This window comes from Clostridium sp. 'White wine YQ', assembly GCF_028728205.1.
GTDB lineage: Bacteria > Bacillota > Clostridia > Clostridiales > Clostridiaceae > Clostridium_T.
In genome coordinates, this window is the sequence record NZ_JAQYUU010000007.1 from 1 (window position 1) to 25,906 (window position 25,906).

22 protein-coding genes and 13 tRNA genes are annotated in these 25,906 nt (G+C 31.1%); 3 read left to right on the top strand and 32 right to left on the bottom strand.

Features of this window, described 5'->3' with window-relative positions:
- Positions 1-283: 283 nt before the first annotated feature.
- The 18 genes from PTZ02_RS15810 to rph form a co-directional block, all read right to left on the bottom strand.
- A complete protein-coding gene (locus PTZ02_RS15810; protein WP_274228767.1) occupies positions 284-997 on the bottom strand; it encodes a flagellar motor protein MotB in 714 nt (237 codons plus the stop codon).
- The gene (locus PTZ02_RS15815) at positions 998-1,777 is read right to left on the bottom strand and encodes a flagellar motor protein (RefSeq protein WP_202768927.1); all 780 of its coding nucleotides are present in this window, start codon (positions 1,775-1,777) and stop codon (positions 998-1,000) included.
- A gap of 574 nt (positions 1,778-2,351) precedes the next feature.
- Positions 2,352-2,428: transfer RNA gene (locus PTZ02_RS15820), tRNA-Arg, on the bottom strand.
- A 128-nt stretch (positions 2,429-2,556) separates the two neighbouring features.
- Positions 2,557-2,630, bottom strand: a tRNA-Gly gene (locus PTZ02_RS15825).
- A 5-nt stretch (positions 2,631-2,635) separates the two neighbouring features.
- Positions 2,636-2,711 (bottom strand) — tRNA-Pro (locus tag PTZ02_RS15830).
- A 6-nt stretch (positions 2,712-2,717) separates the two neighbouring features.
- Positions 2,718-2,794, bottom strand: a tRNA-Arg gene (locus PTZ02_RS15835).
- Positions 2,795-2,800: 6 nt separating this feature from the next.
- A tRNA-Gly gene (locus PTZ02_RS15840) sits at positions 2,801-2,874 on the bottom strand.
- 4 nt (positions 2,875-2,878) lie between these two features.
- Positions 2,879-2,953 (bottom strand) — tRNA-Gly (locus PTZ02_RS15845).
- Between the two features lie 13 nt (positions 2,954-2,966).
- Positions 2,967-3,050 (bottom strand) — tRNA-Leu (locus tag PTZ02_RS15850).
- A gap of 10 nt (positions 3,051-3,060) precedes the next feature.
- Positions 3,061-3,136 (bottom strand) — tRNA-Lys (locus PTZ02_RS15855).
- 4 nt (positions 3,137-3,140) lie between these two features.
- Positions 3,141-3,215 (bottom strand) — tRNA-Gln (locus PTZ02_RS15860).
- Positions 3,216-3,218: 3 nt separating this feature from the next.
- Positions 3,219-3,294 (bottom strand) — tRNA-His (locus tag PTZ02_RS15865).
- A gap of 86 nt (positions 3,295-3,380) precedes the next feature.
- Positions 3,381-3,457, bottom strand: a tRNA-Arg gene (locus tag PTZ02_RS15870).
- Between the two features lie 57 nt (positions 3,458-3,514).
- Positions 3,515-3,588, bottom strand: a tRNA-Gly gene (locus tag PTZ02_RS15875).
- A 5-nt stretch (positions 3,589-3,593) separates the two neighbouring features.
- Positions 3,594-3,669 (bottom strand) — tRNA-Pro (locus PTZ02_RS15880).
- A gap of 190 nt (positions 3,670-3,859) precedes the next feature.
- Positions 3,860-4,333, bottom strand: a complete 474-nt coding sequence (locus PTZ02_RS15885) for a metallophosphoesterase (RefSeq protein WP_274228768.1) — start codon at positions 4,331-4,333, stop codon at positions 3,860-3,862.
- A gap of 12 nt (positions 4,334-4,345) precedes the next feature.
- Positions 4,346-4,957: an XTP/dITP diphosphatase gene (locus tag PTZ02_RS15890; RefSeq protein ID WP_274228769.1), complete on the bottom strand. Its 612-nt coding sequence runs from the start codon at positions 4,955-4,957 to the stop codon at positions 4,346-4,348.
- Between the two features lie 9 nt (positions 4,958-4,966).
- The gene (gene rph, locus PTZ02_RS15895) at positions 4,967-5,716 is read right to left on the bottom strand and encodes a ribonuclease PH (RefSeq protein WP_274228770.1); all 750 of its coding nucleotides are present in this window, start codon (positions 5,714-5,716) and stop codon (positions 4,967-4,969) included.
- A 195-nt stretch (positions 5,717-5,911) separates the two neighbouring features.
- Here rph and PTZ02_RS15900 point away from each other — a divergent pair, with 195 nt between their 5' ends.
- Positions 5,912-7,321, top strand: coding sequence for a hypothetical protein (locus PTZ02_RS15900; RefSeq protein WP_274228771.1), 1,410 nt, complete (start codon positions 5,912-5,914; stop codon positions 7,319-7,321).
- 110 nt (positions 7,322-7,431) lie between these two features.
- Here the strand turns inward: PTZ02_RS15900 and PTZ02_RS15905 are convergent, their stop codons facing one another.
- Positions 7,432-8,898 carry an ABC transporter substrate-binding protein gene (locus PTZ02_RS15905; protein WP_274228772.1) on the bottom strand — a complete coding sequence of 489 codons (1,467 nt, stop codon included), beginning with the start codon at positions 8,896-8,898 and terminating at the stop codon, positions 7,432-7,434.
- Positions 8,899-9,080: 182 nt separating this feature from the next.
- Between PTZ02_RS15905 and PTZ02_RS15910 the strand changes: the two genes are divergently transcribed.
- Entirely contained in the window at positions 9,081-9,305 is a 225-nt protein-coding gene (locus PTZ02_RS15910) for a hypothetical protein (RefSeq protein WP_274228773.1), read from the top strand.
- Positions 9,306-9,345: 40 nt separating this feature from the next.
- Here the strand turns inward: PTZ02_RS15910 and PTZ02_RS15915 are convergent, their stop codons facing one another.
- The 12 genes from PTZ02_RS15915 to PTZ02_RS15970 all read right to left on the bottom strand — a co-directional run bounded on the left by PTZ02_RS15915 (position 9,346) and on the right by PTZ02_RS15970 (position 22,818).
- Positions 9,346-10,692 (bottom strand): DUF2334 domain-containing protein, encoded by a 1,347-nt coding sequence (locus tag PTZ02_RS15915; protein ID WP_274228774.1) that lies wholly within the window; start codon positions 10,690-10,692, stop codon positions 9,346-9,348.
- Positions 10,693-10,844: 152 nt separating this feature from the next.
- Entirely contained in the window at positions 10,845-11,120 is a 276-nt protein-coding gene (locus PTZ02_RS15920; protein WP_274228775.1) for a hypothetical protein, read from the bottom strand.
- Entirely contained in the window at positions 11,117-13,108 is a 1,992-nt protein-coding gene (gene ligA, locus PTZ02_RS15925) for an NAD-dependent DNA ligase LigA (RefSeq protein WP_274228776.1), read from the bottom strand. The genes PTZ02_RS15920 and ligA overlap by 4 nt, the downstream gene beginning before the upstream one ends.
- A 33-nt stretch (positions 13,109-13,141) precedes the next feature.
- Positions 13,142-15,403, bottom strand: a complete 2,262-nt coding sequence (gene pcrA / locus PTZ02_RS15930; RefSeq protein ID WP_274228777.1) for a DNA helicase PcrA — start codon at positions 15,401-15,403, stop codon at positions 13,142-13,144.
- A 200-nt stretch (positions 15,404-15,603) separates the two neighbouring features.
- A complete protein-coding gene (locus PTZ02_RS15935) occupies positions 15,604-15,900 on the bottom strand; it encodes a YerC/YecD family TrpR-related protein (protein WP_274228778.1) in 297 nt (98 codons plus the stop codon).
- Between the two features lie 379 nt (positions 15,901-16,279).
- Complete coding sequence (locus tag PTZ02_RS15940) at positions 16,280-16,993, bottom strand: pseudouridine synthase (protein WP_274228779.1); 714 nt, start codon at positions 16,991-16,993, stop codon at positions 16,280-16,282.
- 127 nt (positions 16,994-17,120) lie between these two features.
- Positions 17,121-17,801 carry a lytic transglycosylase domain-containing protein gene (locus PTZ02_RS15945; RefSeq protein WP_274228780.1) on the bottom strand — a complete coding sequence of 227 codons (681 nt, stop codon included), beginning with the start codon at positions 17,799-17,801 and terminating at the stop codon, positions 17,121-17,123.
- Positions 17,802-17,842: 41 nt separating this feature from the next.
- Positions 17,843-19,849 carry a triple tyrosine motif-containing protein gene (locus tag PTZ02_RS15950; RefSeq protein ID WP_274228781.1) on the bottom strand — a complete coding sequence of 669 codons (2,007 nt, stop codon included), beginning with the start codon at positions 19,847-19,849 and terminating at the stop codon, positions 17,843-17,845.
- A 149-nt stretch (positions 19,850-19,998) separates the two neighbouring features.
- Entirely contained in the window at positions 19,999-20,451 is a 453-nt protein-coding gene (locus tag PTZ02_RS15955) for a YaiI/YqxD family protein (protein WP_274228782.1), read from the bottom strand.
- Positions 20,452-20,456: 5 nt separating this feature from the next.
- A complete protein-coding gene (locus PTZ02_RS15960; RefSeq protein ID WP_274228783.1) occupies positions 20,457-21,806 on the bottom strand; it encodes a glucose-6-phosphate isomerase in 1,350 nt (449 codons plus the stop codon).
- A gap of 178 nt (positions 21,807-21,984) precedes the next feature.
- Entirely contained in the window at positions 21,985-22,386 is a 402-nt protein-coding gene (locus PTZ02_RS15965; protein ID WP_274228784.1) for a bacteriohemerythrin, read from the bottom strand.
- Between the two features lie 231 nt (positions 22,387-22,617).
- Positions 22,618-22,818 (bottom strand): hypothetical protein, encoded by a 201-nt coding sequence (locus PTZ02_RS15970; RefSeq protein WP_274228785.1) that lies wholly within the window; start codon positions 22,816-22,818, stop codon positions 22,618-22,620.
- 127 nt (positions 22,819-22,945) lie between these two features.
- On the opposite strand from PTZ02_RS15970, the gene PTZ02_RS15975 reads away from it, so the two are divergent.
- Positions 22,946-24,220: an aminotransferase class V-fold PLP-dependent enzyme gene (locus PTZ02_RS15975; protein WP_274228786.1), complete on the top strand. Its 1,275-nt coding sequence runs from the start codon at positions 22,946-22,948 to the stop codon at positions 24,218-24,220.
- A gap of 139 nt (positions 24,221-24,359) precedes the next feature.
- On the opposite strand, the gene guaA is transcribed toward PTZ02_RS15975, so the two are convergent.
- Entirely contained in the window at positions 24,360-25,892 is a 1,533-nt protein-coding gene (guaA, locus tag PTZ02_RS15980) for a glutamine-hydrolyzing GMP synthase (RefSeq protein WP_274228787.1), read from the bottom strand.
- Between the last annotated feature and the right edge of the window lie 14 nt (positions 25,893-25,906).

Genomic DNA, 25,906 nt, shown 5'->3' on the forward strand with positions numbered 1-25,906 from the left:
AAATCTTACTTCATTTCCTCTGTTTAATTTTCAAAGAGCAATTAACTTGCTTATTTATGTTATCACTTCTATTGTTACTTGTCAACACATTTTATGTTTTATAACATTTATTATGTTTTGTAACATCTCAGCGACGTGTTTTATCTTAACATCCTATGAAAAATAAATCACAAAAAAAATAGTTGAAATATAGAATTAAATATATCTTTCTCTATATTTCAACTATTTCCTTATTTTTAATCATATTGATACACTTGGATAAGTTTATATCATTTCTTATACATTAACTTCCAATAGAATTATATTTATCATTAACTATTACAATATCTACTCTTCTATTTTTTTGTCTATTTTCTTCACTATCATTTTTCACTTTAGGCTTGTACTCACCATGCCCTATTGCTGTAACTCTTGTAGGTTCTACATTTCCATCCTCTACTAAAAATTCCGTTACATTAGATGCTCTAGTAGATGAAAGCTGCCAATTTGAATTAAATTCTTTAGTGTGTATCGGTAAATCATCCGTAAATCCTTCTACACGAATATTATTTTTAATACTCTTAAGCACTTTAGCAACATCTAATAATCTTGCTTTAGATTCTTCTTTTACATCTGCCTTTCCTTTATCAAAAAACAAATTATCATTAAAACTTACAACTAGCCCAATAGCTTCTTCTGAAATGGAGACCTTGTCAGACAAATTATTTTGATCAATAATCTTTTGTATTTCTTCCTTTGTATTCTGAAATTCATCTGTTTGAGGATTGATTGTTTCTTTAGGAGTTGAGGTTCCAACACTATTAGTTTCTCCAACAATATTTTTACCTCCTCCAAAAACTTCTCTAAAAGAATTTGACATTTGGGTATATTTTTGAGCATCAACATTACTACTTGCATACATTATAACGAAGAATATCATTAGTAATGTAATTAGGTCAGAGTAGGTTAACAACCATCTCTCATTATTCTCTTTTTCTGGCTCTTGCTGTCTTTTCAACTACTCCACCTCCTTCTTTGATTCGTCCTCCATTCCTTCTTCAACGAATGAACTTAATTTTGCAACTATAGAATTAGGGTTTACACCATTTTGAATCATTAAAATTCCTTGTAACATAACTTCTTTTTCTAGTACATCTTGTTCATTCAAAGCTTTTAATCTTGAACCAATAGGTAACCATAGCAAGTTCGCAAATGCAACACCATATAAAGTTGCTATAAATGCTGTTGCTATTTTAGGCCCTAATGACTCTGGATCTGCTAGGTTACTTAATACATTAACCAATCCCATAACAGTTCCTATGATACCCATAGTAGGAGAAAATCCTCCAGCAGCATCAAATATATGTATTCCTTCTTTATTCTTATCAATCATTCCTTGGATTTTAGTTTCTAATATGTCTTTAATTAAATCAGGTTCAAACCCATCAGCTACCATTTGTAACCCATCTTTAATAAATTGATCTACTTCTTCCTTACCTAATTCACCTTCAAGACTTAATAAACCATTTCTTCTAGTTAAAGTTGAAACCTCTTTAAAATAAATTATAAGGTCTGGTATACTGCTTTTCTTTGTGATAAAAACTTTCTTAAAGCTATCTGGAACCTTTTTTAATGTTTTTACCGGAAAAGATAACACAACCGCTCCTATAGTTCCTCCAAATACTATCATTATTGAAGTAACTGATAGTAATGCTCCAGGACTTCCCCCTTCTTCAAAAAATGCTAATAATAGCATACCAAATCCAACGATTATTCCTAATAAACTACCAATATCCATCTCTATTCTCCCTTCTAGACTTATAAGCTTCTTCATAATAATTGAAATTTTCTAACAAAAAAACATCCTTATTGCCTCTAAATTGTTATGTCTCTCCCTTAGATAAAACCATTTAGTATAATTTTCGTCCTCTTTAAAAAATTCTAAATACTTACTTATAGTAGTTTTTTATTTAATTGCAAATAAAAAGAATCGGTTACATATTCAAGTTAACCGATTCTGTAAATTCCAAATTTATAAATTCATTGCGCTAAATTGCATTGACCTATCACTAACGAAATGCATATTTATCTTTCCATTTAATTAATGTCTCTTACTATTATAAATAAAAGTACCATTTATCGTCTTGTTCTTCTACTTTCCTGTGATAGCAAAAAAATCGCCAAGGCGATTATGAGCCGTCATTTTTTTCACATCTAACTTTACAATCACGTGTAAGGAAAAACTAGCAGGCGACTAATTCTATTTTTTACCCTTCAAGTAAATCCATATGTTTTCATAGGAAACTTATAATATTATAAATTCCTAAAGAGTAAAAAAACTAGGGATATAAAACCCTAGTAAAATCCTTTATTGGTGCACCTAGAGGGATTTGAACCCCCGACACACGGATTCGAAGTCCGGCACTCTATCCAACTGAGCTATAGATGCATTGTTTTAATTATACTATATAATACTATTCAATACTAGATTATTAGCTTGTTCAAGTTTATTATAATTAAATATTGTAATGTTTAAAGAGTAAAATAAAAGCCAAGCAAATAATGCTTGGCTTCTTTTGGAGCGGGTGATGAGAATCGAACTCACGTAACTAGCTTGGAAGGCTAGGGCTCTACCATTGAGCTACACCCGCAAGTGTGGTCGGGGTGACAGGGATTGAACCTGCGACCTCATGGTCCCAAACCACGCGCGCTCCCATCTGCGCTACACCCCGATAAAATGGTGCGTTTTAAGGGATTCGAACCCCTGGCCCACGCCTTAGAAGGGCGTTGCTCTATCCAGCTGAGCTAAAAACGCATATTTTGGAGCGGGTGATGAGAATCGAACTCACGTAACTAGCTTGGAAGGCTAGGGCTCTACCATTGAGCTACACCCGCATTATGGAGCGGAAGACGGGATTCGAACCCGCAACTTTCACCTTGGCAAGGTGACACTCTACCATTGAGTCACTTCCGCATTATTTAAAAAATGGTGCAGGTGACAGGAGTTGAACCTGCACGCCGTGGGCGCTAGATCCTAAGTCTAGTGCGTCTGCCAATTCCGCCACACCTGCATTTTTTTATTGGTGGCTTACCGGGGAATCGAACCCCGGACACCATGATTAAAAGTCATGTGCTCTACCGACTGAGCTAGTAAACCGTATTGGCTGGGATGGCAGGATTTGAACCTACGAATACCGCAGTCAAAGTGCGGTGCCTTACCACTTGGCGACATCCCAATATGGGGTGAACGATGGGACTCGAACCCACGACAACCAGAACCACAATCTGGCGCTCTACCAACTGAACTACGTTCACCAGAAATGGTGCACCATCACGGGTTCGAACCGGGGACACCCTGATTAAGAGTCAGGTGCTCTACCAACTGAGCTAATGGTGAATAATGGTGCGTTTTAAGGGATTCGAACCCCTGGCCCACGCCTTAGAAGGGCGTTGCTCTATCCAGCTGAGCTAAAAACGCATTAAAAACAACGAATTAAATTTTACCACCAAAAAAATCATGTGTCAAGATTTTTTTTGGAGCGGGTGATGAGAATCGAACTCACGTAACTAGCTTGGAAGGCTAGGGCTCTACCATTGAGCTACACCCGCAAGTGTGGTCGGGGTGACAGGGATTGAACCTGCGACCTCATGGTCCCAAACCACGCGCGCTCCCATCTGCGCTACACCCCGAAATGTTGTTGCCACCTTTCAGCGACAATGATTATTCTACACGATATAATTAAATCAGTCAATACCCTTTTTATCATTTTTTTCATAGATTATGACAAGTATTAATTTTTACATTGTTAATGAGTATAATATCTACTTAAAAATTAGCGTTTAATATTGAAATTTGAGTATGAAATATTATGTAAAATACTTATATTTTATATAGATATGGATATATAGGTTTTCCTTTTTCAACTTCAATAAACGCAATCGTCCTACTGTTTCCTCTTGGCAATGATGGACTTCCTGGGTTAATAAAATATATACCATTAATTTCTTCTATTAACGGCATATGAGTATGTCCATAAAGCACTACGTCTACTTGATTTTCCATTGCTGCATAGTTCAAAAGTCTATTATCATATTTTACTTGATACTTATCTCCATGTGTAAGTAAAAACTTTTTATCTTCTATTTGAATAATTCTCTCTCTAGGGATTTCTGTTTCAAAGTCACAATTCCCTTTAACTCCAAAGATCTTCCCTATAAATCCTTGACTGATTTCATACAAATCAGCTATATTATCTCCTAAATGTATAAGAACATCTGCATTCTTAATGAGTTCTTTAACCTTATTTATATATACTTCAGCTCTATGTGTGTCTGAAACTACCGCTATTAACATATTTACACCTACCTAAACAAAACTAGTCATTTCTTCTTTTAATTTTATTAAAGCCTTAGCCCTATGACTAACTTTATTTTTTTCCTCTGGAGATAACTGCGCAAAAGTTTTATTAAAGGGTTCATAATAGAATAACGGATCGTATCCAAATCCACTACTTCCAAGAGGTTCATTTAATATAATCCCCTGAACCTCACCTTGAACTACTTTATTTTCTCCTAAATTATTTATTATCGCAATGGAACATCTAAACTTAGCTTTTCTTTTTTCTTTCGGAACATTCTTTAACTTATCTAATAATTTTATGTTATTCGCCTCATCATCTCCATGATTACCTGCATATCTAGCAGAAAATATACCTGGTTCTCCATCTAAATAATCAACTTCTAAGCCAGAATCATCAGATAATACAATAAAGTCATCATAGCCTTTACTAATTAATATATCTGCAATAGCACTTGCCTTTATTAATGCATTTTCATCAAAAGATGTACCATTCTCTTCTACATCCACATCTATATTTAAATCTTTTAAAGTTACTATATTCAAATTAAATGCACTTAAAATTTCTTTTATTTCTTTAACTTTATTCTTGTTATTTGTTGCTAACACTAGTTTCTTCATAACTTCTTCCTACCCTCTATCTCCAGTACCAATCCAAAGTGCATCCATTTTTAATGCATCTTTTTGTGCTGTTATCATTTGTTTAACGCCCTTCTCACCTAGTGAAAGAAGTGAATTTAATTCTTCTCTATTAAACGGAGCCTCTTCACCAGTTCCTTGAACTTCCACAAATTCACCTGAATCTGTCATCACTATATTCATATCTACTTTAGCTTTAGAATCTTCTTCATAACATAAATCTATATATTTTTCATCATTTACAATTCCAACGCTAACTGCTGTAACAAAATTTCTTATTGGATAAATCTCAAAAGGATGGGCTTTATGAAGCTTATTTATCGCATCTACCAATGCAACAAAGGCTCCCGTTATTGATGACGTTCTAGTCCCGCCATCTGCTTGAATTACATCACAATCAATCCATATAGTCTTTTCACCTAATGCTTTTAAGTCAACTACAGATCTAAGTGCTCTTCCTATTAATCTTTGTATCTCCATAGTTCTACCATCTAACTTCAATTTTGCAATATCTCTAACTTTTCTTGTATGTGTTGCCCTTGGCAACATATTATATTCTGCTGTTATCCATCCTTCTCCTGAACCTTTTAAGAATGGTGGAACCTTTTCTTCAATTGATGCATTACATAATACTTTTGTTTCTCCAACTTCAATTAATACTGAACCTTCAGCATACTTAGTATAATTTCTTGTAATTTTTACATGTCTTATTTGTTCATTTTTTCTTCCATCTATTCTCATCTAATCACCTTCCTGTATTATTTTACTACTTATTAATATATAATTGTATATGAATTACTTTAACGAAATATAAATTATTTATAGAATATTTCTTAATTTTCCACCTTATTTTTTATTTTAGCAAACCTTATGCAACTTTTCTTCTATTACTTCATATTAATTATATAAGGATTAATTTAAGAGGTGGAAATGAATTTGAGATATATCGGTCCTTTTTTCAGAATGAATCGTATTTCCTTAGAACAAATACAGCATCAACTCTTTTTCTTTTCGAAAGAAGCTTTAAACAATATTGTTCTTAATTCAAAATGCGGAATAGTTCACACCACAAAATCACATAAAAAACACTCAGATAATACTGATGATAACATATTTAGTAACTATTCTCCACTTGTTTGCGTATATAAAAAAGGATCTCCTAAACCAGCTGCAAAAAATTCTTTAGCATGGGATGAAGAGTCTTTTAAAAAAGAGGTTCCAGCTATTTCGAATGCATTAATGACTTTATGCATACTGGAACTTTCTGACCACTATTCACTTTATGAGAATAACGATGAAGATTTATTTAAGTATTCAAAAGTATACAAAAGATTAGCTAAACATCAATTAGAATTTTATTCAACATATCTACGCAATTCTCTCGGAGTATTTGTGGATAAAAAAATAAATTCTACCGAAAACATTGAACTATCAAATAAAAATGAAAAATTTAAGTATTCAGATCAAGCTTTTATGATGAATGCTTACTATTTATATTGGAAACTATGTCCTAGTGATGAAGACTCATTAAGTTACAAAGATTTTTCACTGGATATACTAAAAATGCTTTTAGATTTTAAGGAGAACTTATATGAGCTATCCTTTAATGAATCCTGTAAGGTATGCTTAGCATTAAGTACCTTCTATAATTATTCTGAAAATGAAGATGCAAAAGAATTATTACTTAATCTTATGGATTTAATTAAAGATAATTTAAATTCAGGTACTTTTAACAATGATAATATTGAAGCTATAAGTATATATGGAATAAACTTATATCTTCTTTATAACATTACAAATTATCATGAAACTAAAGATGATTTCTTAAAAATATCTGAAAAACAAATTTCTATGTATAGTCCTAAAAATTCTTTATATATTAAAAACTCTGATAAAAAGAATATTTCATATCCTTCAAGTGAGATAATTAATTACATTGTTCACGGAATGCTATATTCTGAAATCTCAGAGAATGACGAACTAGAGACTATAATTTCCTCTATTTATAAAGAAGTTATGGTAAATGGACCCCTTGTTACTTCTTGGCCTAAGGCTCCAAATATCGATTCGCCTGAAAGATATAGAAAATGTTCATTAAGATCCGATGAGATGCTAGACGAAAATTATTTTACTATTCCAAACTCACCATCTTTTGAACTAACTGGTTTATTTCCTATTTTCAATAAAGAAGTAACTTATTCCAAAAAGAAAGAAAGCTTTGATTCTGTAAAAAATACTTTCTATTCCGAAAAAAATATGATGATTTATTTTATAATAATACTTCTATTTAAAAAGAAAATCACAAACATCCCATATATAGATGATATTTCTGATATTTATGAATAACAAAATAGAATTTCGAAATAGAATAAAACTATTTCGAAATTTTATTTTAATTATAGGGTTTTAAGTTCAACTAATAACTTATTTATGTGAGAATAAATTAAGTTTCCTAATCAAACAGAGGTATTGTTCATAAGCTTCAAGCTGTTAAGTATCACATCTCCATAAAAATCTTCTTCAATTTCTTGGATATACGATTTTTTAACTATAATCTTGTTTTTTCTAAACATTGGAACCCTAATAAAATCTTTTTTAGAATTTTCTAAAACTTGACTTTTACTTAAGTTTCCGCTTTCCTTAGAGCTTTTTAACGATTCTTCCGTAAATTTATTTGTCATGCCACTATCTTCATCAAAATCATCTATATACATTGAATAATTACCTTTTTTCAGTTCCTCAATAAGGTCATCCATAGTAAAAAGTTTGTAATATATAATCAAGTTATCTTTTTTTGCTTCTTCTGTCACGTATTTAAGAAACTCCTTATTTGTATCATTATCTTCAGCATATATTGTTACACTCTTCAATTCCATAAGTGAGCTTTTAGGTTCACTTCTTAAACTTTTTCCTTCTTTTTCACTATTATCGCTGAAACTTAATACTTGTGTCCCAGATATCCGCTCACTAAATTTATTATCAGAAATTAAACCTTGTATATATTCGTAAAAATCTTCTCTAAGCTTACCATCTGAAAATGGATTTTTCACATCACAATTATACGCTATAAATTTCACGTCATTATATGGATATTCTATAACTTCTTGCCTTTCCCTCAATTTCTGTAAATAATTAATAGGAGGTTCTTCCATTATGTCTATTTTATTAGTTTCAAAACTTGCTAATGCATATTCACTATTATTTTGGATTACAAGATTTATTGAGTTAACCCCTTTATCCTTATTATAATAATATTTATTTTTTTCTAATGTAACTATATTTTCTTTTACATCAGATATCTTATATGATCCTGAGTATATAATATCCTTAAAACTATTCCTGTAATCTTTCAACTTTGTAAAGTCTTTTCTTAGTTTATATTTTGGTGAAGTTAGTGCAGATATAAAATTGTCATCTTTAAAGTTTAATCTTATTTTTAAATATTCCCCATTAGACATTATAGCTACAGTCTTGTTAAAATCTTTTTTATTAGTAAAATATTCTTTTATTCCATATATAGCTGATAATTCTTTTAAGTCGTCTAAACTCTTACAATTATCCACATATTCTTTAAAGAAATTAACAAAATCCGCGGAAGTTATTTTCTCGCCATTACTCCAGTAAATATCTCTCCTTATCTTAAATGTATATTCTAGTTGATTTTTATCAACCGAATAACTATCACTTAATTGAGGAACTATTTTCCCATCAGAACTTTTATAAACTAATCCTTCAAATAAAGCTCCCATTAATGTTCTTGTTACCTCATCATCATAAGAGCTTAAATTATTTGGAATATTTGATACTCCATAATTAATTCTGTTACTTGGAGAGCCATATTCCTTAGTCTCTTGTACCTTTTCACAACTAATTAATTGAAAAGACATTATAATAAAAATTAAAATACATATAAACTTTTTCAACTAAACTCTCCTCCTTTTCTAAAATATTTTCTTTTTTGATTATTGCCATATATATAATTCTTAAACTTAAACGCATAAAAATATTGAAATGTAGATAATTATAAATATAATAAATATAAAATTAATTTATTTTTTGGTCATTCATGGTATAATATTACTAGGTTTTTTCTGGAGGTATTAAAATGACAATATTATTGGAAATATTAGGCATATTATCTATGGTAACTGTAATGTTTGTTGCTATTTGGGGATTTATAGTGGCTAAACAAGCTTACTCTCAAATTAAATATCAAAATTATTTATTAGAAAAGTTAACTCAAAATATTTATCTTCTTGTTGAGCGTAATGCGCAAATAAAAATTAGTGATCCTGAACAAGATATTAATAGTAAAAATGAGTCTATATAAATGAAAAGAGCTTGATTTCTCAAGCTCTTTTCATTTATTCCTAAAGACTTCTTATATCTTTCATATCATATCCCTTATCCTGTAATGAATCTATAATTTTATTTAATACAGAATTTTTATCTTGTTCATAATCTGGATAACCATCAGTATCCTCATTAAATTTAATATACTTCATTTCTAAACGCGGATGAAAGAATAAGCTAGCCATCACTCCTTTTGGAAGATGCATTATCTTATTTTTAATTATATCTCCATTATCTTCTCCATGAACATAATCTAGAGGAGTCCCTATATAAAGACTTTTTCCATTTGGCCTTCTATAAATATTTGACGTATTTAATTCTGCTCCATTTTCATTCTTATAAGGATTATATATAACTTTAAAATAATCTTCTAAAGCATCATTTTGTTTTTTTGTTATCTTATAATGAGGGGCTTCAAAAAATCCTGGTTCTATATCCATTTCTTTTGCAAGCTCCTTTGCCTTCTTAACTCTCTCTACCATATCTCCTACATCCGGGTTTTCAGGTCCAAATTCGGCTCCTATTCCACTTGCATCTTTACCTCTTTGATGGGTATACCCATGTAATCCAATTATTCCGCCCTTATTTTCTAAATAGTCTAATGTATAAACTAACTCGCTAGTATTCATATCATAGTTTTTAGCAGGGTCAATTTCTATATTTTTTGATGGATCCTCAAATTTAGGTATCCATGCTACAGAAAAAGGAACTCCTCGCCCTCCTAAATCATCTCCAATAACTCTAAGTGTCTCATAATATAATGAACCCTCATCATCCTTATCAATAGATACATCTTCTAGTCTAATAAATCCATAGGTATCTATCTTTTTCTGATATTTAGGGTAGTCGGTTTTCTTTCTGCTTTTATATGCTTTTATACTTTTTTCCTTATCATTCCATCTACTTACCATATTAAAAGCCTTGGAAAAATCATTAAAGGTTATATATATTACCCCATCTTTTTCAATCAAAGGTTTCTTGAACTTTTTTTCTTGATTGTCTTTATCTACATATGAATTAGAACTTTTATTTATCTTTATTTCTTCATTTAAGATGTTTACCTTAATTAATCCATCTTCTTCACTTATTTTCCCTTGTAATCTCTCAACTAGTTCTGTTAATGGAATGTAGTACCTATTCTTCTCTGTATATATAGGTAATGATAAATCCATTTTTTTACCCTCAATATTTAAATCAAGTTTTTCCTTTTCTAAATCAAGCCCTTTAAAATTTTTAATAATCTTTTCCACTGATTTTGAATCATCATTAGCAATCGGACTTGACTGTTGTTTTGTATTACAGCCTACAAATAGTAAAGTTGTTAAAACTGTCATACTTAATACTGCTTTTTTTATATGCTTCATATTTTCCCCCTTATTTTACAATAAAACTATTACATAAAAAGGCCCAAAGTATTAATAAAATTAATGCTTTAAGCCTTAATATTTTACATATCCTCTAACCATCATAAAACAATATGTTCTTAAGCTTTATGTTAATTTTACCATATATTAACTTATTTTACTATGCTACTATTAGCGAAAATAAATGAAACAATTGATAGCATAAGACAAATCATTGTATATATATATTTTCTTTTCCCGCTATTATTTAACCAAAATCTAATAGCCCAAATAAGCATTGTCACCATCATTGTAAGCTGTATTGGATAGTATCCACTAAATATCTCGTTAATATATATAAATCTATATGATGTAAGAAATGTTGCAACGATAACCACTGTTGTAACTATTGCTGAAATAAAACCAAGAATATTTATTATTCTTCTCATTTTATCATCTCCTCAAAATCTTCCTCTGAAATGACAGCAACTCCTAAGTCTTGGGCTTTAGTTAATTTTGAACCAGCCTCTTCTCCAGCAATAACGTAGTCTGTCTTTTTACTTACACTTCCTGAAACTTTTGCTCCTAAGCTTTCTAACTTATCCTTTATTTCAGTTCTTGAATAACTCTTTAAGGTTCCAGTTACAACAACTGTTTTGCCTTCAAATAAGTTCTCACGTATTTCAAGTTCTTCGTAGTATGGATTAACTCCAAGCTTAATTAATTCGTTTATTGTATTTATGGCTAATTGTTCTTTAAAAAATTCCACAATACATTTTGCTACTATTTCTCCAATATCAGGCACTTCCAATAGTTCTTCAAGCTTAGCATTAATAATCCCGTCTAAGGTCTTAAATCTCTTCACTAAATCTTTTGATGTTTTAACACCTACGTTTGGTATTCCTAGTGCATATATAAATGCATAAAGCTCACATTCTTTACTCTTTTCAATTGAGTTTAATAAGTTTTCTGCCTTTTTATTCCCGAACTTTTCTAGACCTAATAATTCTTCTTTTTTCAGTTTATATAAATCAGAGATAGATTTAATATCTAGCTTTTCAAATAATTGCTCTGCTGTTTTCTCTGAAAATCCTTCTATGTTCATAGCTTCCCTTGAAGCAAAGTGCACAATAGTTTTCACCAATTGCGGCTTACATGCTAAAGTATTATCACAAAAATAATGTGCACCATCTAAAATAAGATGACCACCACAAGCTGGACACTCACTAGGAGGATTAATCTCAGTACTCTTTTCTAATGAGCTTTCTACAACACCCATTATTTCTGGAATAACATCATTACTTCTTCTTACAAATACCTCTGCTCCTATTCGAACACCTTTTCTCGCAATATCATCCATATTATTCAAGGTAGCTCGTCTTACTGTAACGCCCGCAAGTTCCACTGGTTCAAGCACCGCTGTAGGTGATACTCTTCCACTTCTTCCAACATTCCAAATTACATCTGTTAATGTGGTTGTTGCTTCTTGAGCCTCGAACTTATAAGCAATTGCCCATTTAGGGAACTTAATAGTATATCCTAATAATTCTCTAGTTCTTATATCATCAATTGCTATAACTACTCCATCTATGTCATAATTTAAATCGAACCTAATTTCCTCAATGAATTTTATTTCTTTTTCTATTTCTTCCATATTGCTGCATACTCTAATGTACTCATCAACAGGAAATCCTTTTTCTTTAATAAAACCAAGCATTTGCTGATAGGATGTAAATGGTTGTCCTTGATTGTATCCAATATCATAGAAAAATGCTGACAAATTTCTTTTGGCTGTTTCCCTAACATTTAGGTTTCTTAATGCACCTGCTGCACCATTCCTCAAGTTTTTCAACGGAACTGAAGCATATTTATTGTATTCTTCGAAAGCTTCTTTAGTCATGATTGCTTCCCCATGTATTTCAAATACATTATCATACTGCACCTTTAAAGGTATTCTTTTTATCGTCTTTGCTTGTGCTGTAACCTCTTCACCTATTTCGCCCGTTCCCCTTGTTGCTGCTGCTTCAAGTATACCCTCCTTATTATATGTTAAGTTAAGGGTAAGTCCATCAAACTTTTTGGTGACTACATATTTTATATCTTGTAGCTTTTCAATTGCAGTTCTATTATAGTCATTAATGAATTTAATGTTTCTATTATGCCATTCCCTAAGTTCATCTATACTTTGAGCTTTATCTAAGCTCCATAACTTTGCCTTATGTGAATACTTATTAAACTCCGGCAAAATCACATCACCAACCCTCTGAGTTGGTGAATAACTTAATACCATACCTGTTTCTTTTTCTAGGGTAACTAACTCATCATATTTTTTATCATATTCCTTATCTGAAACCGTAGGATTAGCTAATGCATAATATTCATAGGCATATCTATTTAATTCATCAGCTAACTGTTCCATTCTTTCTTTTTTGTCCATATTATATTCCTCCTAATTTTGAGGTTATATTCTTTATAGTAATTCTAGCGGAGCTATGCTTAATAACAAGCTTTTTATTCCTTGCGAATCAAAGGCTATTGTTAATTTCAAATCATCTCCACTTTCAGAAACACTCACTATAGACCCTATTCCAAATTTAGAATGCTTTACCTTTCTTCCAAGAGATACTTCTTTTTTAGTAAGCATCTTCCCACTGCTTCCCTCCAAAGTTTCTTTTAACTTTTTAGCTGCTTCTAATGGATTTTCATAAGTACTACCTGAACCTCTTAACGAATGTGGATTATTATATCCTCTATTATATTGCACATAAGCTGAATTTCCTTGTGAGAAACTTCCACTAGGCCTTTGTAAATTCACCACTTCTTTTAAAGCAGCTGGTATTTCTGCAATAAAATCTGATTGAGGATAAGCAACACTTCTACCGAATACTCTTCTTACTTCTGCAGAAGTCATATATAGTATTTCCTTTGCTCTTGTAATTCCTACATAACATAGTCTTCTTGACTCTTCCATTTCTTTTTCTGAGTTAAAAGAAGATTGCCCAGGAAATATGCCATTTTCCATACCTACCATAAAAACTGTAGGGAATTCTAACCCTTTTGCTGAGTGAACTGTCATTAACACTACCGAATCTGCATCCACATCAAAATTATCTACATCTTGAACCAATGCAACCTTTTCCAAAAATGCTCCCAAAGTTTTATCTTCGTCATTTTTTTCAAAATCTACTGCTGCTGATACTAATTCCTCTAGATTCTCTACCCTGCTTAAATCTTCTGGATTCTTAGAATTTTTAAGATCTTCTATATAACCAGTATTCTTTAGTATATCTTCAATTAAATGTGATACTGTTAATGTTTCACTATATTCTATTAATTCTTCCATAATTGAAGTAAACTTATTTATGGCTGTTATATTTCTAGCTGATAAGCTTGAAATATTTTCTGCTTCCAGTAGTGCATCGAATAAAGATATGTCGTTCTCATTTGCAAACTCCATAACTTTTTCAACTGTTGCATCTCCTATGCTTCTCTTAGGAACATTTACTATTCTTCTTAAATTTATGCTATCAGTTGGATTACAAATTACCTTTAAGTAAGCCATTATATCTTTAATTTCTTTTCTATCATAGAACTTTAGTCCACCTATTAATCTATATGGAATACCTCTTTTTATAAATGTATCTTCAAAAATACGTGATTGAGCATTTGTTCTATATAATACTGCAAAATCTCTATAATTTTTATCTTCTTTTTTCCCTTTTTCAATTACTGATGCAACAAAGCTACTTTCATCATTATCAGAAAAAGCTCTATAGATTTTAATCTTTTCTCCATTTTCGGCTTCTGTTCTTAATATCTTGTTCTTTCTCTCACTGTTGTTTCTAATTACATAGTTTGCTGCCTCAAGTATGTTTCCCATACTTCTGTAGTTTTGTTCTAGTTTTATTATCTTACAATCTGGATAATCTTTTTCAAAATCAAGTATATTTCTAATATCTGCACCTCTCCATTGATATATACACTGATCATCATCACCAACTACACAGATATTTTTATGTTTATTAGCTAATAGCTTAATAAATTCATATTGTGATTTATTTGTATCTTGATACTCATCTACCATAATATATTTAAATTTTCTTTGGTAAAATTCTAATACCTCTGGTTCTTTTTTAAATAACTCTACAGTTTTAAAGATTAAATCATCAAAATCCAGTGCATTATTATCCTTTAACCTTTTCTGATAAAGTTCATAAACTCTAGCAATTTTCTCTTCTCTAAAGTTATGTTGATGTTCTCTCATAAACATAGCTGAAGTTTGCAAATTATCTTTTGCTTTTCCTATTTTAGATAGAACTTCGTTTTCTTCAATATCTTTATCATTTATGTTAAGCTCTTTCATGCATTGCTTTACTAATGCTTTTTGATCGTAAGAATCGTATATAGTAAAGTCTTTTTTATATCCTAACTTTTCTATTTCTCTTCTTAAAATCCTAACACAAGAAGAGTGGAAGGTTGATATCCACATATTATCAGCTTCATCACCAATTAATGCCTTAACTCTTTCTCTCATTTCTCCTGCTGCTTTATTTGTAAATGTTATTGCTAAAATATTATATGAAGGTATATTTTTATCACCAATCATATATGCTATTCTATGAGTTAAAACTCTTGTTTTTCCTGAGCCTGCACCTGCTAATATTAAAACCTGACCGTCTACTGCTGTAGCCGCTTTATATTGTTCGCTATTTAATAATTTTTTAAGATCCATCTTATCACTCCTTAAAACATCAAAAAGAGGAACATTTATTCCTCTTTTCATTATAGACCTTATCTAATTATAACATACCTGCATATACAACTTAAGTTTTTTATTATAATTTTACAATAAGAAACATTTATAGGGTTTTAAGTTCAACTAATAACTTATTTATGTAAGAATAAGTTAAGGTTCCTATAAAAAACCTATATCTATTCTTCTATTCTTTTTAGAACTATGTTATACCCATCACTACCATAATTAATGCATTTATTTACTCTACTTATGGTTGCTGTACTTGCACCTGTTTTCTTTGCAACCTCAGTATATGTTTTACCATCTTTCAACATTTTAGCTACTTGAAGTCTTTGTTCGATTGCTTTGATTTCATTAATTGTACATATATCCTCAAAAAATCTATAACATTCCTCTTCATCTTTAAGGCTCAATATCGCCTTCATCAAAAAATCCATTTCTTTACTTTTTAAATTCGAGCTAAAATTACTCATAGACTTACTCCTTTATCTATATAAAATTTATACTTTTTCATATATATAAATCATTCAAGAATTCACAATTTGCTTGGGCTCTTAGACGTTTAAGCTAAGAGTTACATGAGATATAATATGATTTTTGCACTATATATAATTATATTTTAATAATTTAGTGTAGTAAAGCAAAACTTGCGCAAAAAAACGCAACCCTTGGGGCTAGGTTGCGCTTTAGCAATAAGCAATAAATAAAAAGGGGGCTATTTATTCCTTTTATTTATCCTTGCAAATTTATTATAGGGTATGATTTATGTAATTGCAAGTCATTTTTGAAAAAAAAGTTGTACAAACCTCGAAATATGAATGATTTTAATTCATTCTCTGTAAACGTTCGTAACTATCCCCTTAATACTTCTAATTCCTCTTCAGATAGTTCCCTATATTCCCCTTCTTCCAATGTTTCATCAAGGGATAACCCTCCGAATTCTATCCTTCTAAGATATACTACTTTTTTATCTACACTCTCAAACATTCGTTTAACCTGATGATATTTCCCTTCTTGTAATGTTACATATACTTCAGATCCTTCATCATTTGATGATAAAACTTGCAATTTTGCACTCATACACTTATATCCATCATCTAATGTTATTCCTTTTTCAAAAGCTTCAATATCCTTTTCGTTTACTACCTTATTTATTTTTGCATAATATATCTTATCAACATGATATTTAGGAGAAATAAGTTTATGGTTTAGTTCCCCATCATTTGTTAGTAACAATAATCCAACAGTGTCTTTATCCAATCTTCCTACTGGAAATGGCTCAAATATTGCATCTTCTGGATATAATAAATCTATAACTGTTTCATCATATTTATCAAAGGTTGCTGATACTACTCCTGCTGGTTTATTCATCATTAAATAAATGTATTTTTTATAAATAATCTCTTCACCATTTATTATTATTTGAGATTTCTCTGGGTCAACTTGCAATGAATTATCTTTTGCAATTTCTCCATCAATTTTAACTAATCCCTTTTTTATAATTGCCTTTATCTCTTTTCTACTCCCATATCCTAAATTTGAAAGTATCTTATCTAATCTTTCCATAACTATCACCTCTTCTACAATAGTATATATACTGCATTACATATAGTATAAACTCTGAAAATTATAACATATACCTAAATATCTAGCAATTTTATACTTTATAAAAAAAACTCAGCTTTAGCTGAGTTTAAAATCCGTTTCTATAATAACCTTTTATTTTTGTTACATAATTTTGTGTTTCTGCAGGCATTTTATATAAATCATCTGGAGAATTTACTCCTCTTCTTTGCATAGTTCCACTTCCCGCATTATATGACATTAATGCCATATCTATGTTTTTATATTTGTCTAGTGCATCTTTTATCATACTTGTTCCTCTATCGATATTCTCTTGAACATCATAAGGATTTTTTAAACCTGTACAGTTAAATGGCATAAGCTGCATTAATCCCATAGCCCCCGCACCTGATTTAGCATTTGGATTAAAGTTAGACTCTTGTTTTATAATAGATCTAATTAAATTAGAATCTACTCCAAATTTTTTAGAGGCACTCTCAATTGCATTTTCAATCTCAATACGACTAGCATTAGTTCCAGTATATGTTGAATCTGCTCCACCTATATTTAATCCAACCATTGATTTTAAATTATTCAAATCTTCAAGTGACAATGATTTACTATCTATCCTTTGTCCTAATTGGCTATTTAATGCATCTAATATATCATTATTATTCCCTTTATCCATACTTTCAAGTATACTTTGATAAAGTAAATCAAATGTTCCGCTATCTAAATCTCCACCAACTTGTTTTAGAACTGATGACATCATGGTCATTGCTAATACTTGCTCTGGTTTATCAACTTTCATATTTGTTCTCCTTAGCTATTTATAAAAATCTATTATAACTATTAGTCTGTAACCTTTAATTCCATTATATCATAATCCTCATATGCAATTCTTTTATGATAGCTTCTAGTTAATACTAAAATCTTGTAATTTCCAGAAGAAAATGGGATAAATCCAAAGAATGATTTTCTACTATAAGCTTGCTTTCTTATCCAATTTCCTTTATTCATTAGATAGAATTCATAGCATACTTCTTTTCCACCCTGACATTCAACCTTAAAAGTGATTTCTTCCTTTGCCTTAAAATCCTTCTTATCACAAATAATTTTGGTTCCTATTATCGGTGGTGCTTCATTTATATATATATGAAACTCTTTCTTAGTATCAAACTCTTCTTTACATTGAACATTTTTAGCATAAATTTCAAAAGTATATTTTCCTGGAATCTTGGGGTTAAACTTAAATTTCTTATTTTTAACAAATTCAGTTTCTTCTACTAATTGTCCATTTATTTTTATAACATACTTTATTAATGTTTCACCAGTATTTTGAGCTATGGTTTCTAATTCAATATCATCTCCAACTGTATGATATTCTTTAGCTGGAAGTAAAATATAATCTACTTTTCCAGGCAAATAATCCATTACATCAAAATACACTATATTATGAGTATCGTATTCTTTTGATGAATATTTATCCTTAATTCGAATTTCTAATTCATATTCTCCAGATTTTTCAGGAGTAAAGTTCACCCAATTGTTATTCCCATAATTAACTTGTTCAATTTCCTTCTTGTCCTTATATACTATAAATGCATATTTAAGTGAAGATCCACCTTCTGCCATTACCTTTATATTTACAGGTTCTCCAACAAGATAATCACTTTCTTTGTCTAAAACTACGTCCATAATTTTAATTACTTGTGAACTCTTTTTATCTATATAATATTCTATTGTCTTTGAATCTTCATATTCCCCATTATAAGTTATATCTTTTACATATAAAGTTATTTTATATTCTCCTTGAAAATTAGTTTTCCAAAGATAGGTGGAATTACGAATATATCCACTATCTTCTCCATAATTCCCGTCTATTTTAAATCTATACAATACTTTCCTTCCACCTTCAACAAAAGCTCTTAAAAGTATCGACGTTCCAGAAATTTGAGGAGATGCTAAATCAGTTGTAAATTCCTTAATAATAATAGGGTTATATGGCTTAACATTATATACCATAAGTGCTCTATCGTCATATTCCTTATTTGAATATATATCCTTAGCCAAGCAGAGGATTTTATATTCTCCAGGTTCCTGCTCAGAAAATGTCACCAAGGTTTTAGAGGAATAATCTTGAACACAAATAGCTTTGCCTTCTTTATCTATTTTTACAAACTTATAAAGAACTGATGAATTTTCTGGACTTGATGCTTCTACTTGGAATATTAATTCTTCATCACATAATAAATCTTCTGTTAAGCATTTGAAATTTATTATTTCTACTGAACCACGTTCAATTACTTTATACTTAACTGAATAATAATCATCGAAACTATTCTCAGATGCTGGTTCCTTACACTCAACTAAAATTTCTTGTTTTCCAGCTTCCACTGCAGTAAAGATTAGTTTATTGTCTGTTCCATAATCCTTTATAAGTTCCCAGCCTCTCTCACCATTTTTCCAATATCGAAAAAGCACTGGACTTTTTGATGTTTCCACTTCGATTATTAATTTTTCCCCAATAGTTAATTCTTCAGCACTTACATATGTGTTTTTAATTAGCTTTTCCACTTCATCTCCAACTACTATTTCACCCTTACACATGAAATCGAAAGGTTTTATAGATTCCTTTTGTTTTCCCTGAATCATTATAATATAATTCCCTTCTTCATGAGCTGTCCAATTATAAATTGTATCCTCTGAAAAATCTCTTAATGTTGTCCAAATTCCTTGATAGCCAAGCATAAATTTATATTCTAAATCCTTATTGGTATTATTCTCAACCCTAATTTCTATAGATTCCTCTTTATTTATAGGATTAACTCTATTAAATTTTAATAAGATCTCATCCATAGCCCAAAACCTCTCTTATTTACTCCATCTATTATTCCATATATACATTGTAAATGATTTTATTGTCTATTGCTAGATAAACAAGTATATATTTTCCATTGAAAATCCACATATTTTTGGTAAAGATATTATAAATAAAAAAAATTCGACTAATAAGTCGAATTTTCCATAGAATTCTTTATTATTTTCTCTATACTTTTATATAGCATCTCATCATCATTAGAAGTTCTTTTTCTATGATTTGAAGTTTTTCCGCCAGCTCTTCTCGCTTTAGCTGACAAGTGTCTTTCAAAAAGTAGTCTATCAATATTTTCATTCGTATATATCATTCCATTAGGGTTTATGGGGATTCCACCCTTACCTAATATTAATGAAGCTAAACCATAATCTTGTGTAATTACAAGATCCCCTTTTATACATTTGTTTGCAATACACATATCAACACTCTGATATCCTTTATCCAGAACTACTACTTCGCCATAGCTTAATGTTATATTATGATTTATATCACAATATAAGAAGAGGGGAATATTATATTCCCCTGCTAGCTTTTCTATTATACTTCTACCTGGACAACCATCTGCATCCACTAATATACGCATAATTATTATAATCTGTTTTCTAATTCAGCTTTAAGATCTTCGAAGCCTGGTTTTCCTAAAAGTGCAAACATATTTTTCTTATATGCTTCAACACCAGGTTGATCAAATGGATTGATTCCTAATAAATATCCACTTATTCCACAAGCTTTTTCAAAGAAGTAAATAAGTTGTCCGAAATAATAAGCATTTAATTCTGGAACATTGACAACAAGGTTTGGTACTCCTCCATCATTATGAGCTAGTACAGTACCTTGGAATGCTTTTTTATTTACAAAGTCCATTGTATTTCCAGCAAGGAAGTTTAATCCATCAACATTTTCAGCTGATTCTTCTATAGTAACTTCTTTCTTTGCCTTTTCAACATTTATAACTGTTTCAAAAATGTTTCTTAAACCATCTTGAATATATTGTCCCATTGAGTGTAAATCAGTTGAGAAGTTAACTGAAGCTGGGAATATACCTTTACCATCTTTTCCTTCAGATTCTCCGTATAATTGTTTCCACCATTCACCAAAATATTGTAAAGCTGGCTCATAGTTAACTAATATTTCAGTAGTTTTTCCTTTATTATATAAAGCATTTCTTGCAACTGCATATTTGTAACAATCATTTTCTAATAAATTTTCATTGCTATATGCTACTCTTGCATCATTAGCACCTTCCATTAATTCATCAATTGAAATTCCACTAGCAGCTATTGGAAGTAATCCTACTGCAGTTAATACTGAGTATCTTCCTCCAACATCATCAGGAATTACAAATGTTTCATAACCTTCTGCATCAGCTAAAGATTTTAATGCTCCTCTTTTAGCATCAGTTGTAGCAAAAATTCTTGATTTTGCTTCTTCTTTTCCATATTTCTTTTCCATGTAGTCTTTAAATATTCTAAATGCTATAGCTGGTTCAGTAGTAGTACCTGATTTTGAAATAACATTAACACTAACATCTAAACCTTCTATTACTTCTAAAAGCTCTGCTAAATAAGTTGAACTTATACTATTTCCAACATAGAATACTGCTGGAGCTTTTCTCACATCTTTCTTTAGCACATTAAAAAAGCTGTGGTTTAAAGCTTCAATTGTAGCTCTAGCTCCTAAGTATGAACCACCTATTCCTATAACGATTAGCACATCAGAATCAGATTTTATTTTTTCAGCAGCCTTTTTAATTCTGCCAAACTCTTCCTTATCATAATCTTGAGGTAGGTCAACCCATCCTAAAAAATCATTTCCTGCACCTGTCTTATTATGTATGTCGCTATGTGCAGCTTTAACAGCACTACTTAAATACCCGATTTCCTTTTCTCCTAAAAAAGGTGCTGCTTTTGTAAGATCAAAACTTAATCCCTTCTTCATTTCTTACCTCCGAAACATATTATATTTTCATTCCACTCTAGATTATAGCACATAATTAACCAGTTATGTATAACACAGTGGCATATTTTGTTCGTGTTTCTTAAACAATTTTCATTTTTTCTAATTTTATTTTACTCTAGTTTTATAATATTATTTATATGAGTTTTTTCAAAAAAGCTTAATTTATCACTTCTTTAGTCATATTTAAATCTACTTTAAGTATATGGTTTTGAATCCAATCAACAACAAAATTAATTAAATCTAACAATGAACTTTCTTGATCTTTATCGATTTTGTTAAAATCAATTCCATTAATGTCTTTCATTAAATCATCATGCTCAACTTTATGTGATAGAAACTTTTTATAGTTATTTTTCATCATGAAAGCTTCCTCTTGTCCAAAATGATATTCAGTATAATCCTTAAGTTCACCAATTATTTCCACAATTTTATCGAACTTGTCCATAATAAAATCATTTTTATAAACATCATATGCCCTTCCTGCTATTTCGAACAATCTCTTATGTTGTTCATCAATAAAATCCACACCAGTATAGTATTCATCTTTCCAATTAAACATTTAAAAAACCCCCTATTTTCCCTTATTGAGGAAATTATACACCAAACATATTTAATGTTCAATAATTTACATATTTCAGCAAATATTTTTACAAATTCTTAATAAAAAAAGTCTTCATGAACTTTTTAAAGTAAAAAGCTAAGTCGTTATATTAAAACTACTTAGCTTAAATTATTCTTTTAATGCCATCTCTATATGCTGAATGTATTTCTTAAAGTTTATAGCATAACTTCAAGCTTTAGTAGCTGTAACAAATATTTCTCCTGCTCCAATTACTACAAGATTATATCCCTTCTCAGGAGGTGGTAAAACCAGTTTGTCTTTAGTTGAGCTAAGCTTATCATATAGCACTAGCTTTCCAGAAGAGTCAGTGAGTATTATTGTAATGGGTTTGTTTTTTGTAATTAGCTCAACTTGACCAGAATATCCCACATATGGAGAGACATCATATAACACCTTGTTTAAAAATTATAAACATATCATTAATACTACCATCAGGTGCCATTTCTTTCATACGAAGCATATTATAAAACAGTATGTATCAAAGGAGTGCACTTTTATGATATCCAATCTACGGAAATGTTTTTTTGGAACCGACACTCTTATAAACACCCACTGTGGCTTTACAAGCAGGGTGTATTTAAATAATGCCGCGACTCCTTTAGTGGCAAAGCCAGCCATACAAGAGTTATACAAAACCCTACCAATTTATTCATATGGAAATGAGCCCAATGCTTTATCAACTCAACTAAACTCAAAGTATAACGAAGTCAGAAATATAGTAATGAACTTTATTGGTGCCGATTCCACTCTAGATACTGTTATCTTCACCCCTAACACAACCTCAGCCATAAACATTCTCAGCCAGGTTTATTATGAACACGACCCCAATCAGGTCATCTTGGCAACGAAGATGGAACATATGGCCAACTATCTGCCCTTCCGAGAAAAGATGAAGACTCTGCTTGTCGGCCTTACGCCTGAAGGGAACGTGGATATGAACGACTATGCTGCTAAGCTTGAACAATACAGTGGGCAGATTAAGTTGGTAACTGTAACTGGAGCGTCTAACATAACAGGTATAATCCCCCCCTTTTATGATATGGCTACAATGGCTCATAATCACGGAGCCAAGATACTTGTTGACGCAGTACAGCTTGTACAGCACAAAAACTTTACCATGAAGCCTCACGACGATGCCTCCCACATTGATTTTGTGTCCTTTGACGGTCATAAGTTTTACACAGGGCAATCCGGCGGCGTTCTAGTGGGAGACAAAGTATTTTTAGATCAATATAAACCGCTGATGTACGGAGCCGGTATTACTGAATTTGTAAGCAATTCAAAGATAATATATAAGGATTCTCCAGAAAGGTATGAGTCAGGATACCCCGACTTCCTTGGCATCATCTCTTTTGGCGCGACAATCCGTTTTCTTCAGGAGATTGGTATGAAGAATGTTGAAGAATGGGAACAAGGCCTATACCGACACCTTATTAGCCGCTTAAGTCAAATCCCGAATTTGATTCTGTATGGCGATATATATAACAATACACGAACCCCATTTGCATCATTCAACCTTAGGGACATGTCATACCATACCCTTGCACGCTGGCTTGGATATGAATATGGCATTGATATAGCGTGGGGGACAAATGGTTCTAATCTATATGTACAAGAGCTGCTTGGACTTACGGATGAACAGGCGTTTTCTTTATATAGAAGTGGTGAAGAATATGGTATTGTCAGAGCTTCAATAGGACTGTTTAACAACTATGACGATATCGACCGTCTTGCTGATGCACTGTACTGCATCTCATCACAACCGCACTGATTTCAATATTTAATATATGTAACCCATAAAATTAATAATCTGAGTAAAGCAGTGTATACTTTCAAAAACTCAAATTTGATTCTAAACATAAAAAAACAGCAAACTCTTATTTTATAAGAGTTTGCTGGCTTTCTTTATTTTATTCCCACTCGATAGTTGCTGGCGGCTTTGAAGTTACATCATAAACAATTCTGTTTACTCCTTTAACTTCATTTACTATTCTTCTTGATACCTTATCTAATACTTCATATGGTATATGTGCCCAATTTGAAGTCATTCCATCAGAAGATGTTACTGCTCTTAATGCTATTGTATGACAATATGTTCTTTCATCACCCATTACTCCAACAGATTGGATATTAGGAAGGCAAGCAAAGTATTGCCATATTTCACTTTCAAGACCTGCTAATGCTACTTCTTCTCTAAATATAGCATCTGCTTCTCTTGTTATCTCAAGTTTTTCCTCAGTTACTTCCCCAAGTACTCTTATTGCAAGTCCTGGTCCTGGGAATGGCTGTCTCCAAACTAAATGATGTGGTATTCCTAGTTCTTCTCCTACAGCTCTAACTTCATCTTTAAATAGTTCTCTTAGTGGTTCAATTAAACTAAATTCAATATCTTCTGGAAGTCCACCTACATTGTGGTGACTTTTAATTACTGCTGATGTTCCAGTTCCACTCTCTACGACGTCTGGATAAATAGTACCTTGTACTAGGTATTCTATTTCACCTAGTTTATTAGCTTCTTCTTCAAAAACTCTTATGAATTCTTCTCCTATTATCTTTCTCTTTGTTTCAGGATCAGATACTCCTTTTAGTTTTCCTAAGAATCTATCTTGAGCATTTACTCTTATTAGATTCATATCAAAGCCATCTCTAAATATTTGTTCAACTTGATCTCCTTCATCTTTTCTTAAAAGACCATGATCAACAAATACACAAGTTAATTGCTTTCCAACAGCTTTATGTACTAAAACCGCTGCAACTGAAGAATCTACTCCACCTGAAAGAGCACATAATAATTTCTTATCGCCAACTTTTTCTCTGATTTCTTTGATTTTCTCTTCTGCAAAAGATGCCATTGACCATGATTTTGATAAATTACATACTTCATATAAGAAGTTTTCTAATAACTTTTTACCAAATGGTGTATGTTCAACTTCTGGATGGAATTGCACTCCATATAAAGCCTTTTCTTCGTTTTCCATAGCTGCTACTGGACATACTTCTGTATGGGCAGTTACTCTAAATCCTGCTGGAGCTTTTGCTACATAATCTGTATGGCTCATCCAGCATGTTTCTTTTGCGTCTATTCCTTTGAATAGTTTTGAAGTTGTATCTAGATTAATTAATGTCTTTCCATATTCTCTAACTGGAGCAGTTGCTACTTCTCCACCTAATATATGAGCCATTAATTGATCTCCATAGCATATTCCAAGTACTGGAACACCCAATGAAAATATTCCTTCTTCTACCTTAGGAGTATCATCTCCGTAAACTGAATTTGGTCCACCTGTAAAAATAATTCCTTTTGGATCTCTTTCTTTTATAGTCTCTACTGATATTGTATAAGGAATAATCTCACAGTATACACCACATTCTCTAACCCTTCTTGCTATTAACTGATTATATTGACCACCAAAATCAACTATTAAAACTAAATCTCTGTTCATCATTTCCTCCTAAA